8 protein-coding genes and 1 pseudogene are annotated in these 13,523 nt (G+C 53.5%); 5 read left to right on the forward strand and 4 right to left on the reverse strand.

Annotated elements, in window-relative coordinates; genetic code table 11:
• Nucleotides 1-2: 2 nt before the first annotated feature.
• Nucleotides 3-1,679, reverse strand: coding sequence for a DUF262 domain-containing protein (locus ACT4MF_RS16210; protein WP_444683375.1), 1,677 nt, complete (start codon nt 1,677-1,679; stop codon nt 3-5).
• A 151-nt stretch (nt 1,680-1,830) separates the two neighbouring features.
• Between ACT4MF_RS16210 and ACT4MF_RS16215 the strand changes: the two genes are divergently transcribed.
• The gene (locus tag ACT4MF_RS16215; RefSeq protein ID WP_444683374.1) at nt 1,831-5,250 is read left to right on the forward strand and encodes an Eco57I restriction-modification methylase domain-containing protein; all 3,420 of its coding nucleotides are present in this window, start codon (nt 1,831-1,833) and stop codon (nt 5,248-5,250) included.
• A 364-nt stretch (nt 5,251-5,614) separates the two neighbouring features.
• Here ACT4MF_RS16215 and ACT4MF_RS16220 read toward each other — a convergent pair whose 3' ends face one another.
• Entirely contained in the window at nt 5,615-6,607 is a 993-nt protein-coding gene (locus ACT4MF_RS16220; protein ID WP_444683373.1) for a DUF7983 family protein, read from the reverse strand.
• A 540-nt stretch (nt 6,608-7,147) separates the two neighbouring features.
• On the opposite strand from ACT4MF_RS16220, the pseudogene ACT4MF_RS16225 reads away from it, so the two are divergent.
• The 4 genes and pseudogenes from ACT4MF_RS16225 to ACT4MF_RS16240 all read left to right on the forward strand — a co-directional run.
• Nucleotides 7,148-7,282: pseudogene (locus ACT4MF_RS16225) on the forward strand (DUF5817 domain-containing protein); the annotation flags it as partial.
• A 93-nt stretch (nt 7,283-7,375) separates the two neighbouring features.
• Nucleotides 7,376-10,357 (forward strand): ArsR family transcriptional regulator, encoded by a 2,982-nt coding sequence (locus ACT4MF_RS16230; RefSeq protein ID WP_444683387.1) that lies wholly within the window; start codon nt 7,376-7,378, stop codon nt 10,355-10,357.
• 406 nt (nt 10,358-10,763) lie between these two features.
• Entirely contained in the window at nt 10,764-11,486 is a 723-nt protein-coding gene (locus tag ACT4MF_RS16235; protein WP_444683372.1) for a CPBP family intramembrane glutamic endopeptidase, read from the forward strand.
• 240 nt (nt 11,487-11,726) lie between these two features.
• Entirely contained in the window at nt 11,727-12,158 is a 432-nt protein-coding gene (locus ACT4MF_RS16240) for a TRAM domain-containing protein (RefSeq protein WP_444683371.1), read from the forward strand.
• 66 nt (nt 12,159-12,224) lie between these two features.
• On the opposite strand, the gene ACT4MF_RS16245 is transcribed toward ACT4MF_RS16240, so the two are convergent.
• Nucleotides 12,225-12,572: a DUF6788 family protein gene (locus tag ACT4MF_RS16245; protein WP_444683370.1), complete on the reverse strand. Its 348-nt coding sequence runs from the start codon at nt 12,570-12,572 to the stop codon at nt 12,225-12,227.
• A gap of 231 nt (nt 12,573-12,803) precedes the next feature.
• Nucleotides 12,804-12,971, reverse strand: coding sequence for a DUF7837 family putative zinc-binding protein (locus ACT4MF_RS16250; protein WP_444683369.1), 168 nt, complete (start codon nt 12,969-12,971; stop codon nt 12,804-12,806).
• Between the last annotated feature and the right edge of the window lie 552 nt (nt 12,972-13,523).

Raw genomic sequence — 13,523 nt, forward strand, 5'->3', positions numbered from 1 at the left:
CGCTAGATAGACCAACGATCAATGAGCTCCTTCGCTAGACGCTCATTCCTCTCTTCGATATGCTCATCATTCCATTCGTCGTACTTGGCAACCTCTTCAGCAATTTTTATATCCGAGTTCGTGTATGTGTGCTTCTTGCTATCAAATGAAGTCTCGTTGAGACTCGAGTGATCATTCGGAAGCAATAGAGTCAGATTCCCAAGTTTGTCTTTTCGATCCTCAAACTCTTCTTCATCTAATTTTCGACGCCAGTCAGCGTACTTCGTGTTGCCGAATGTGTTGCGTGGAGCAATATGCTCGATATCGAGATTTGGAAGCTCCATTCTGAGAGGCCCACGCCGTTCTTCTTCAATGCTCACTAACTTGAGGAGAGTGCGGAAGTTCCACTGCCCCCGAATTGTCATTTGGTTCGCCTTCAGATGCTCTAAAATCTCTGCATCAGACGGTGTCTTAGACTGGATTGCATCTCTAATCACCTTTCGAATCTCGGCTGGGTTGTCTTCTCGTCGCACATCTCTCGCTGTTGTGTAAATAGCGTCACGAGTACTAGCCGATGAACTCCCGCCCATTTCCATGCGCATTGCTAGAACTGATGCGAGACGGAAATTTTCTCTCAGAGAGATGTTCTCGTCGACGCTGTTGTATATTGACAGCGAGAGAACCTCAGAGTGAGTCGACGCTGAATTGAGATATTGTAGATGTCGTATTGCATCATCAGGAATACCTCTCCCAGAAATATCGTATCGATTGCTGCTAATTTCGAGATATATATCTACTTGATTTTGAAACCATTCAACAAAGTCACTGACACTATCGTATTGATCGAGAACCTTCTCAAATTCGCGATATAGAGCTCCCTTGTCGATCTGTGTGGGGGTGGGCACGTGCGAGTTAATAAGAATTTGAGTCATCGGTCTTCGGACTCGAAGAGCCTCTTGGAATCGAGGAGTATCAAGATTCTTTCTGAGTAAACTGTAGATATGATCCCATCGACCCGTCACCTCCCGCTGGGCTACCTCGTCTTCAAGATCCTCAGCCGCACCATGGATCCGTGCTTTCGCTAAAATCTCAGGGGAAACCTCCTTACCTCGGTCATTCTGTGACTGAAAAACAGTATATGCTAGACTCGTGTCTTTTGCCATCGTCTCAACGACTCGAAGATATTTTGCAACATTATCGAGTAGGACGTGAAGCTCATCAGAATCGAAATTCTCGATTTGGTCTTTGTAGTATTGATATGCTTTCTTGACCTGTCCCTCTGCTTGCCCAGATTTTCCTTCCCAAATTAATTGGTAGTTAGCATCAGCGGCGTCATCCGCTAATTCGAGTTTTCGTGTGCTCTCATTCGCAGGATACGTATTGATGATATCGTCAATCCGCATGTCATTCGGGTCTTCAAGTTGTGGCGAGTCCCGAATAGCCATCATGATTATCGACAGGGTTACCATCCGTTGTTGACCGTCAACGATCTCGTAGAGTTCACCCGTCTCACGTTCTAGAAGAATAATGTTCCCGAGATAATGTTGATCAACGTGTGTATTGATGCGGTTAAGATCTAACCAGAGATCTTCCCACTGTCTCTCATCCCATTCATAGCCTCGCTGATATGGAGGAACACGAAATATCACACCGCGTTTGCCACCGAATAAACCACGAATCTGCTTATATCGGGCTTCCATGACGTGATTTGTTGATCCTGATAATGTATAAAGGCTGGATATTGGGTAAGCAGGTTCTATAAATGGCCATCAGGTGATGGTTTCTGTCCCAGTTACGGTCAATACAGCTAATGAAAAGCCTAATTATCCATACGTTCGACGAGTAGATAACGTGACCACTGTCGCCTCCATAAAGAGTGTCCTCGACGACTTCCTTGAGGAACTTAACGATGAATTCGATGATCCACACGATATCGAACGCATCCTAAACGGAGACCGAGAAATTACTCAACGAGACATCGGAGCAGAGCCTGAAACGTGGACGGAAGATATTCTGATCAATCCAATAATTGATGCGGTCGGCCTACACAAAGCACCCGGCCGGCCCACCTCACAACGTAAAACTCCAGACTTCAAACTTGAAGAGGAACAAGACGGGCAGTCACTCGAGGTCGTCGGAGAAAATAAATCCCTGAACAAGATAAAGGATGCAGAAAATGACCTTGTAAGCGACTATCTCTCCAATATCTCGTTCGCCAACGATGGCATTGCAACCGATGGTCTTGACTGGGTGGTGTACCGCACGGAGCGCGGAGGCGACTTCTTCGAGCATGAAGTTGTTCGACGACATAGCTTCCGTGATGCTCTACGACAGCTAGCTCGCGACGAAAACATCATCACTCAGCAGGGGCTTCCTGACTCCGATACGGACGTTGAGAGTGAACTGGAAGCGTTTGCTCTAACGTTCCAACCAGAACATCTAGTTCCGCTACTCACGAAGACCGCACCTACCAATTTCCGTGATCGGCGTCAGAAAGATGTCGATGATTTCTACGAGGTTTATATTGAGGTGTTGTTTGGGGAGAGTGACGATCACAACTTCGAGACGTGTCTGCGGAACGATATTGAGGTGCCTGAGGGAGCGTCGAGGAAAGACAAAGACGTGTTCGCAGCTATGCTCGTCAACCGTCTGTTGTTCATTCGGTTTCTGGAAGAGCGTGGTGCGCTCCCGGATGGGTTCCTACACGATCGCGTTGATGATTACAATGAGGACATCCCGGTCTCGTTGTACGAGAGCACCATCAAGCCGATCTTCTACGAGTTGTTCAATGAACCACGCGACACGCGTGATTTGACAGGGGGCTGGTACGATGATGTACCATACCTGAATGGTGGGTTGTTCCGGCAGAACCTAGATAACGAGGGACAATATGACGTTGGCAATCCATCGATGATTCTGGTGATTGACAAGGTCATCGAAGGTAACCATGATTTGAATTTCGAGATTGATCCAGCGATTCTCGGCAGTGTCTTCGAGATGACGATCAATCACATTAGTGAGTCTGAAGATCGGCAGAAGGAGACCGGTGCGTACTACACACCGAACGACGTTACGCACTTGATTAATTCGCAAGCTATCGATGGGCGTGCGAAGGATGTAATTGTAGAGTCGTTCGCAGACACGCTGGATGATGAGGTTGTGTCTACGTTCCGTAGGAATGCTGAAGAGCTGACGCTACAACAGATCCTCGCGCGTATTGAGGACGGTGAAGGTTGGTACGGGAACACGGAGGGGTTACAGAAGGCCGAAGAAGCAGTGTTTGACATCACGGTTCTCGATCCTGCGTGTGGGTCTGGGCACTTCCTAACCGCAGCTATCGAACAATTACACCAAGTTGTACAGTCGATTTATCGCGGGCGACATGGTGGTGCGGATGCCCCGCAAAAAAAGAAGTTTGAGCAGAAGTGCGATATTGCGCTACACTCGATTTACGGGGTGGACGTTGACCCTGTTGCAACCGAGATCGCGAAGTTACGTACGTGGCTGAAGATTCTCGAAGGGAACGAATGGGAGGAAGAGTATGGTAAACTCCCGAATATCGACGTGAACATACTGGAAGGTAATTCGTTGTTCGGGTTGCCAACCGTGAATTCGTCAGGGGTTCGGCCGTTGTCGGTGTATAGCGATGAGATTGACGAGATTTTGGAGTCCCGTGAAGACTACAAAGAGGAGTCTGAAGGAGACAAAGAAGATATTGAGGATCAACGGGAGGACCTCCGGGAAGAACTGAACAAGGAATACATCGATCGGCTCACGTACACCGTTAACGATGAGATTCGGACGGGGGAGGAGCTACAAGATGTGGTGTCAGCGATCGATTTTCACGAGTTTCAACAGTACGTCGAGACGGTGTCGGTAAAACGTGAAGATCATGATGAGTTCACGTCCGAGGAAATGGATGTACTGACCGATTCGGGGTTCAGTGTCCACCATCAGCACAAGAGCGCGAAGCTATCGATTGGTGACCGTATCGATGAGCTACAGAACCCGAAACTGGACAACGAAATTAACAACAAAACGAGTGCGGCGGAGGCGATTGTCGAGACGCTTGAGGAGTTACTCGATGGGTCTGAGTACTACTTCAATAAGGTGTCCCGCCGCCCTGTAACATCGGATCTCGATAACATCGAGGGACACACGTTCCATTGGATTGCGGAGTTCCCAGAAGCTCGGCTTGGTCAGGACGATCGTGAGTATGAGATGGGCTTCGACGTGATCGTTGGGAACCCTCCATACGGACCGATACTCAACGATTCAGAGAAGATATTGGTTGAAGAGTACGAAACGAGTGGTGTTGGTAGCGAAGTCTCGGCTCAGTTCGTTGAACGGCAACTTCAATTACTCCGTGACCGAGGATATTTCGGAAATATTCATGCGATGGGGATACTCTATACCGGGAACTTTAGCGATGCACGTTCGGTGATCAGAAAGTATCTCGTAGATGCGCGAGTGTCTTGCTTCGGTCACCGACCGTCCACTATTTTTGCTGGAGCGAACCCACGATGTGCGATCACAACCGGGAAAAAAAGCCACAGCACAGAACCTCACGGCCTCAAATCGAGCGCATTCATTTTGTTCTACTCTGAGGACCGGAAAGCGGCGTTTGAGGATATTGAATATGAATCGATAGAAGGGCTAGTTCTCGGGGATCGTATCGGGGATGAGGAAAACAACGATGCATACCCGAAGGTCGGTTCAGAGAAATCTCGCGAGGTTCTATCGACGTTGAGAGATGAAACAACGCGCGTTTTCGATGATGTTATTTCAAGGAACAGTGGCACAACAGACCATGTGGTGTACAGGCAGCGCCATCCACTTTATTGGATGAATCCCTTCATGGAAGACATTTATCCTGCCTATGGTGAGAGTTCACCGCAGGATTTTGAGCCGATGTACTATGATAACGAGCTTGAACGGAAGGCTGGGTTCGTCCTCTTACAATCATCCATGTTCTACCACTACTGGATGACATACGGCAATCAGCGTGACTTGAATTGGGGGCCGATTGAGGCGTTCCCGTTCCCGACGCACGATGCGTTGGAGGCTCATGAGGAGGAAATCGATGCTATTGCGGAGGATATGTGGGAGGAAATGGAGGCACAGTTTGATGGACGTAATATCTCGCAAGGAGAGTTGTTGAAGCCGATGGCGGATCGCGCGGATGACGTGCTCGGGCCGCTGCTTGGGTTAAGCGATGAGCAAGTCGAGTGGTTGAAAGATTACGATACAGAGTTTGGTCGGGCACCGTAGCAATCTGGTGAGAGACAGACTCTATTTTGTGAGAGAAAGAGTATGAGCGCGTCTAAATGCTTATTTACGGTTTCAGTCTATTGATTCTCAAAATATATTCTAGCGCACTAAATTCACAGGAGTGGTCGTGATTATTGCGCTAATTCCGGCCACCTGGTGGCACGACAGACCCGCAACAGGCGTTTATCGATCTCGTCCACGCTGCGGCTCGGTATCAATTCCTTATGTATCAAACCAGTGGTGGACGAAGGCAGATGTTACATAAGACAACGGGCTAGCGATAATCAATAATTCTGGAGCACTCGCGTCGTAGTCGACGCCGGCCGTGGCCTGTCCATTCTCTTTGTCACGTCGCCGGAGTGACTCACCGGTCGGCACTCGAGCGCGTGTGATACGACTGTCCAGACTTGAACTCAGTTAGCTCCTCGATACGCGATTCGAGCTCTTCGACTTCGTCACGAAGCTGGTCAGCGTTATCAGCCTCACTCGCCGCAAGCTGGTCTTTCAGCCCTTGGAGCCGTGTTTTCTTGCGATCCTCATCCACCTCGGCTTTCCGGACGTACTCGGTTTCTTCAGTTTCGTAGACGTCGCTTTCAGCGACATCAGTCACCTCAAGTGCATCGTCAACCTTCCCGCGATCAACACTCAGCACCCGGTCGCGGTCAATCCCGGCTGCTTCGAGCGTTTCGAGAACCTTGTCGTCGTCTTTGAGCGAGCGATTCGTCCGAGCAGTCCGCTGGACGGACCCGTACGAGCCCGAGACGGGCCGATCGTGATGAAGCCGGTCTAAGAGCGTGTCAGCAATCTCCTTGCGGAGGTCGTCGGCATCCCGTTGGACATCCGAGAGCAGGGTATACAGGTCGATGAGTACCCCTGTCTCCACATCTTCGAGCGTTGTAACCTCGTGGCGTTCCAGCGCGTCGACGAGCAAGAGCGCATCCGCGTAGACATCAATATCGGGCTCTGTTCGCTCGTCGGGATCTGAGTCAGGAGATGCGTTTTCATCGAGTAGCAGCGAGGTGGTTGGCCCCTCTGTTTCGATGATCACGCCCTGATCGTCGTTCACCTCGAATCGTGGATGAAGACTCAATACTGTCGGATACGGGTCGGCATCTGGTGGGAGTCGGTCAAGCTCAAAGCCGTCCTTAGAGTCAGTAACCTGCCGATACAGTGTCTCGAACTGGTCTTGCTGGAGAGGTCTCGACTCACCGCTGTCGGCAAATCTGATGATGACACGGTGTTCCTGGACGCCAGTGATCTGAAACCGATCGTTCGAGAGTGGTGTTCGGAACGTGGCTCCTTCCGGAAGGTCATCTAACCTCTCAAGGAGATTGTGCCAGCTGACCCGAAACGACATATTCGTACTGAGATAGTCGGATGCTAAATGCTTGAGGCTGCTTACAGAGCCCACAGCTGTATCCGAGTGCGTGGACTCTGATCAGATGAATTCGTAGAGGGCTCCGACATGGAACCCACCCTAGTTGCCATTCACCCGCTTTAGAGGGGCGTAAATCACCCGAATACGGACACCGAGACGAAGTAACAATAATTGTATGTATGTCTGACGCTCGGCGTGAGTATTAAGACGGAGGCCGGCGCAACATCGCAGTATGCACGGCTAGGCGATGTTTAGAAAGGGGGGAAGTTCCCCTGTTGGCAGCAGGGGTCGCTTGGGAAGGGACAGGATGGCACCTGTCCGAGGAATCAGTTCCTATTCCTCATTACTTCCGAAGTGGTCTTAATTATTGCGGTGGTGAGAGTCATCTCCGGCTTTCGCCGATAATTCCACCTGCTGTCTCTGAGACGGCCGATTATCCGATTTCGGCCGTAGCGTCGAGCACGTGCGCGGAGAGCGCACTATGCAGGACCACCCGGCTCATGGAGGTGTGCCAGCGGCGTGAGTCGCTTCGCTGTCGTTGGCTGTTCCAACTGTAGCCAACACTGGATCATCGAGGACGCCGTCAGTAGTGAAGCTTCTACCGCTCGTGAGTGTCCCCGGTGTGGGAGTCAGCATTCAGATAGCCAATTGCGACGTCGAGCGAGAGCAGACACGTGGGAGAATGCTGTTGAGCAACGGTCGGCGCTTCTCGCGACCACTCGCAACGCCAGCGCTGAGTTCGACGAGGTGGGCCGCTACGCCGATCTTGAAGACGAGTGGGACCGCGACCTCGTCGACCACCCCCTCGGCGTCCAAGTGCTTACCGGGGCCTTCTCAGACGACCAGCACCTCGACACAGAACAAGGAGAAACATCCGACAAACCCGATCACAGCTCTCGTCAGCTTGGAGATCTCCGCTGTGATGAGGACGCGGGTCTCTGGATGGTTCAGCAGTACCCAGCTGTGTCGTCTGGGACAGTCCGCCTCGATAAAGAGAGTCGGCCGGGTGAACTCTGGCAGCGTCTTGTTGGGGTCCTCGAAGCCGATATTGCGCTCGCCGTGCGCGAACTCGTCGGTGGTGTCGCTGACGGGGCCGCGTGGCAGAGGCTTGAATCGATTATCGACGATCAGCTCGGGACAGTCGACCGAGAGGCCCTTCCAGACGCGGAGAGCCTGAACGGGTCGATCGTTGCGTCGACGCTGTTGAGCTTGTGTAAGGAGGTCGAGTCCGAGCAGCACCAACAGGCGCTCGAACTGCTCCAGAGCTTTGGGAGCGCAGAGTTCGGCCCGCTTGGTATCGGGTTCCCTGGTGAGCTTGCGGATGTTCGTCGGGTTGTGAAGCCGTTGCTCGCAGCCGCGGACCATACGCCGACACTCACCGTGCGGATCGATGAGTCATTCCGGGAGATCGGCCATGCTGACCAACGCCGGCGGATGGTCCAGCTGCTCAGTTGGCTTGGCCACGGTGTGGATGTCCGGGTCGTGTTTGAGTCGTCCATCTGGATGCGGCGCTTCGCTTGGAGTTATGATCCGGAAATCGACGTCGACGAACTGGATGGGAACGTCCCGGACGTGGCAGCGTTCGATGTGAGTTCACAATGCGATACAGGCCAGCGCGCTCACGGAACTGTCGACGACCACGTTGCGGCCGCGTGTGAGGCGCTTGAGACGGACGGCGAGGTTGTCGCAACCCTCGCCCGTATTGGTGCGGAAGCCGGGCAGACAGCTAGCTACGAGGCGCTCTATGAGGCTGCTCCGTACGATGACCCTGACCAGTCCCGGAACAACGTCGCGTACCACCTGCGCCAGCTTCGCAAACACGAACTCGTGACCGATCGCATCGCGACCAGCGACGGGAGCAAAGTCGCAATTCGACCGGCTGGCGTGCGTTTCCTCGACGAAATCGGCCGATCTGGAACGCGACAGCAAGCCCTTCAGAATTTTGTGAGTCGGACCGGAAAATCCGCCGACAATTTGGAGTCTAGACCCGCGCACACACGTGAGGGGGGGACCGGCTGGAGCCGCGACCGCCTCCCAGCACTCCACACCATCCAGCCGCTTCCTCGCTCTACGTACCAAGCCGCTGCTGCAGCGACCCCGGAGAAAGGTGTTGCAACTGTTGATGCGGCTGTCTCTGAGTGGGACGATCGAGCGGCTCCCCGCCGCTACATGGACTGGGACGAGAATCGCCTTGCTGTGGCCGCCGAGGTCGACAATCCGATGCAGTGGGCAGTCTGTACTGCTCGCTCGTTGGGTGACGCGTTTGTTTGGGACAATCTGCTAACTGACGAGCGGCTTGACGAGAATAGTGAGTTCCGGCGGCTCCTCCAAGAGGCACCTGGGGTTCTCCAAAATAGTGCGTGCCTCGGGTGGATCGCTGAGGAAGACGAACTCGTCGACGATGTCAATGAGTTCGGCGACCGGATACAAGCTGTTCTCGAGGAGATCTGCGAAATGACTCGGGACATGACTCACGGCGAGTACCGCGAGTATAACTCTCGGACAGCCTTCCGGACGAAGATTCTCACCGAGTCACTCGGCGTGATCGGTGTGATGACCCGATTACTGGATTTCGCCGGTGTTGATGTCCTCCGCATCGGTCAGATGCCCCGGTTCAAGAGCGATTTTGCCGACGAGAAGCTCTCCGCTATCGCGAAGTTTGTCGGGATCAACTCGGCGATCGGGTCGAAGTACGGGATGGCGTCGGTGTTCCGGCAACTGTTCGAGGACCGTGACGAGGTGCTTCGGTGGTCGATGGACGTTGATGTCAACGCCGCAGAGCCGTTCGGTGAACTCATCGGCTCGTGGTGTCTGTTTGCCGATTACGGCGACCGCCAAGAAGTGTTTGCTGAGAAGCTTCGATCCAACGTCTCGCCGAAAGACATCCGGGATGACGCCCCCGAGATCGGCGTCCGTGTCCCTGTTCAGACGTCGACGAGCCGAGCCCAGTACCGGGATCTGCTTGAGGAAGCGCTCGAGGCGAAGAATCTCCTCACGACTCCAGAGGCAGTATCGGTGCTTCACGGGTTGTGTCGGTCGCCACTGGCTATCGCGAACGGCGTCGCCCGAGGCTTGGAGCCGGAAGCCGAGACGCGACACATCCGGTCTGTCGAGCTCCGGCGTATCATCGCAGCCCTGTCACCAGAACAGGTTCTCCGGGATGCGTCGTCGACGCCGCGAAAGGCGCTCGTGGCACTCGCCGGCGCTGAAGAATTCCTGACGCAGTCAGCACTCGCGGAGAGAGCTGGTGTGTCGGCTCGCTCGCTTCGTGACCACCTTCCCGACCTCGTCGATGCTGGGATCGTCGCGATGACAGATGCTGGTTATCGACTCCAGCTGTCGTTTGAAGAGACGGACCGCGGCGACGGAAAACTGCCTGAACGGTACCGGGATATCTACCCACACTGGGTGAGCGATCCGACTGTTAGCAACGACGTCCACGCTGCGGCTGGAGCGTTACGGACAGCTCGGGATCATCATGGCCCAGATGGACCAGTCTCATCAGAGGAAGTCGGCTTCGCTGGCGACGTCTTGCTGGAACTTACAGAGCCGTGGCCGTTACTCGATGAGGTGCTGCCAGCGCTGTGGGCAGTGACTGCGAGAGCGTGCTATCGAGAGGACGCCACTGTCGCTGGTGGCGCTCTGGTTGAACGCGAGACTGAGATAATGGGGAGACGCCCGCGTCAGCTGAGTCTTCAAGAAGCGACTACTTGGAAGTCTATCAGCTGAACTCTGGAGGAATTTTAGCGCCTGTCACCGATGATTTGTGGAGGCTCGGCACCTTGTCCTCGCTATCATATACCTCACGAGATTGTTGCGCCACATGCTGTTCCTCCTAAATCGCTCACCAACGTTTACCACGTTTATTTCGTCTTATTCTCGATGAACTAGCCAGTAGATTGAGCGTGCGAATTGACCGCTGAGAATCCTACCAGTTTGAGACGATGTTCGGCGCACGGTGTAAGATGTAAGGCGCGAATCGGTCACGATCCCGGGCTATGACTGCGAGAATTAAGCGGCAAAGACAGACTAACATGGATGTGTCCGCCGCATTATCCCTCTTGGAGTAGGTCGATGTTTCATGTGCTGAGACGCTCTGTTTCGTTTTAATCGTTAGACCCACCAGCAAATTCCCATGGGAACTCAAACGGATGTCGTCCGCCCTCGTTCGGGGATACGGGAGCTATCTCGAAGCGTAGCTGGTGCGTTGATACTGGCAGGACTGGGCGTTGTTGCCGGGTTTGCGTCGCTCTTCGTTATCAACCCGCTGTATGCTGGCATCGGCGCTGTATGGCCCGCCTTCGGAGAATTGCTTAATTCATATCTTATCCAGCCGGGGTTCGGGCTTGTCGCCGCTGGATACATCTGGTGGCGCGACGACTACAACCCGTTAGATCGGGTTCAGACACCCTCAACTGAAGGGCTCGCATGGATCGGCCTCACACCGGTTGCGTACGAACTGACAGTGCGGGCGGTGAGCCCGTTACTGTCGATGATCGGTCTGAGCCACGGCGGGCATAGTGGTGGGACAGTGAAGTGGCGCGCATTTCTAGAGCAGCCGGAACTTATCATTCCGGGGCTGGTGGTGATGTTTCTTATCATGGCCCCGATGGAGGAACTCCTGTACAGAGGAGTAATCCACGATACCCTTGGGCGAACAATGGGGTCACTTGGCCGGGTGTTGGTCGGCGGACTCCTGTTCGGTGGAATGCATTCGTTCCTTTCAGGGGGGCTTGTTTCGCTGTTACTCACGACCATCCTTGGCCTTCTTGTGGCTGCTAGCTACGAACGGACGAAAAATCTGGTTGTGCCGATCATGGCTCACGCGGGATACTGGCTCCTTATTGTACCACTGTAGCGTGTTCCTGTGCTATATTAATTCTCTGTATGTTACACGGGCCACATACCAGTTGGCGGATGAGTCACGATCTCCCGCGCTAAGTTGTTCACCTGTATTGACCGATCCGACCTGCTAGTTTTCAGAGGAGCTTCTGTTCGAGATACGCGCGTTCTCTTCAGCACACACTAGATTACCATCTCAGAGGACCGTAAAACGCGAGATTTAGGTGCTTTGGGTAGCGTATGCTCGTGATAGTTGATGATCGAGATTCCTGATTCGCTTCGCTCTGTATTCAGTGCTCAACTCGAAGAACGTGATGGGTCATATGTCGTCGATATTCCGGCGAGTGAAATCGAACATGACACGCTCGCTGCCAACGAAACGTACCGCGTCGCGCTCCTGGCGTCAGAATCTTCGACAGGCCAGAAGGCCCAGCAAGAGCAACCCCAATCGGCTGCTCAAGAAACGACTCCGACGTCGGACGGTCCGCCTGTCGATGAAGATGAGGTCCGCGACGTGATGATCGAGACGACTGGTGATCAAGGCGACGGTATCGCGAAGGTTGAACGCGGCTACGTCGTGATCGTCCCCGGCGGACAACCAGGTGATGCGCCGACGGTCGAGATCGACCAAGTCCAAGAGAACGTCGCGTTTGCCAGCATCGTCGCACACGACTCACGGGCGCTCTAACGTCGATTTATCACCGACCGCCTGTAGGGCCGGCGTCGTTGAGATTCTAACCTGCTCGATTCACGCTTACTCACTTCCTGGTTTCCCGACGTACTCTGATTTCATCGTCCCATTCTCACGATAGTACCGATAGAGATACGGGCCGTGCATATCTGCGGGATCCCCGCTGGCGCACTTACAACTGTCATCGCCACAGGTGACCTTCTCTTTGACGACGGTTCCGCTCTCCGCATTGTCGGGTTCGTCGACGGGCTCGGCGGTTTCGGGAAGCTCGTTGGTATCGACCGACTGGTCGCGATACTCAATGAGCGCCTCGACGTAGCTGTGTGCCTCTTGGAGCGTCTCTGTATCCTGTTTCGGGAGTCCCTCCGCGAGATATTTTGGGAGCGAGGTGGGTGGTGACGGCTGCTCCATACCTTATGTAACAATTAGAGCCGCATTAGCGTTTGGATGATACATAAGGTATTGGGTTTCTCCACCAACTGTGAGCCTTTCAGCAATTACCCCAGGTCGTAGGCCGCAATCTCGTGAGAGCCACACTGTGGACACTCCTCGACGTCTTCCCCCACGCTGTATCCACAGTGGCGGCACTCGTGGTGCGTTGTCGATAGCGGCCTGAGTCTGACGATCTGCTGGATGAACTGTTTACTGAGCATTGGTGGGGTCAACGATCTCGCCACAGCTTGGACATTCGGCCCACACGTCCGGTTCTCCGTCAGCCGTTTCATAGTGGATGATTGCGTGTCGATCGGTAACTGTCTCGCCGCAGAATGAGCAGCTGCCACGAACCGTCTCTGGGTCATCTGGTGTCATTCTCACGAGTTCACGGGCCACTTCGGGGGGAGGGAGCGTGTGACACCGCTTTAGAGCTGGTCTGGTTGTTGAAACCGACTCACCTATGCTCCCTCTCCTCAAAATCAGAGACTCTATGAGTTATACTTCGGGCGGGTGGGGCGAAAGTACTGTTCCAAGACAGCCCATTATTTGCTTCTGACTTACCACACGAAGCTACAGGCTTAGCTGTCACCTCCGTCGTCTTCCTGGCGTTTCTCTAGCTTGTGGATAGTTAGCTCGACCCACCAGTCACCCTCTTTCTCGTCGATGCCGTAGCGATGGCGCACCGACGCTGGGATAGTCACGCGACCTCGAGCATCCATCTGAATGACGTGGTCCTGTTCGCGAGGATTGTCAATGTTGACCTCTCGTTCGGGGGTAGGTACATTCATCTGCTTGTGATATTCAACCAATTAGAACGTAATAAAACCTTCTTGAGGGTTTTTCACCCATATTCTCCCATATCTCGATTGACTAAATCTGTTTTAGATCGTAGAAAAAGGTTTGATTAAGTCATTCAAGGTATATAAA

This window comes from Halorubrum sp. FL23, from assembly GCF_052439115.2.
Classification (GTDB): Archaea; Halobacteriota; Halobacteria; order Halobacteriales; family Haloferacaceae; genus Halorubrum; species Halorubrum persicum.

Bases quoted from the DNA above. Each gene is read 5' to 3' on its own strand.
- ACT4MF_RS16235 (WP_444683372.1), top strand. From the start codon at position 10,764: ATGGGAACTCAAACGGATGTCGTCCGCCCTCGTTCGGGGATACGGGAG.
- ACT4MF_RS16250 (WP_444683369.1), bottom strand. From the start codon at position 12,971: ATGACACCAGATGACCCAGAGACGGTTCGTGGCAGCTGCTCATTCTGC.
- ACT4MF_RS16240 (WP_444683371.1), top strand. From the start codon at position 11,727: ATGATCGAGATTCCTGATTCGCTTCGCTCTGTATTCAGTGCTCAACTC.
- ACT4MF_RS16210 (WP_444683375.1), bottom strand. From the start codon at position 1,679: ATGGAAGCCCGATATAAGCAGATTCGTGGTTTATTCGGTGGCAAACGC.
- ACT4MF_RS16220 (WP_444683373.1), bottom strand. From the start codon at position 6,607: ATGTCGTTTCGGGTCAGCTGGCACAATCTCCTTGAGAGGTTAGATGAC.
- ACT4MF_RS16245 (WP_444683370.1), bottom strand. From the start codon at position 12,572: ATGGAGCAGCCGTCACCACCCACCTCGCTCCCAAAATATCTCGCGGAG.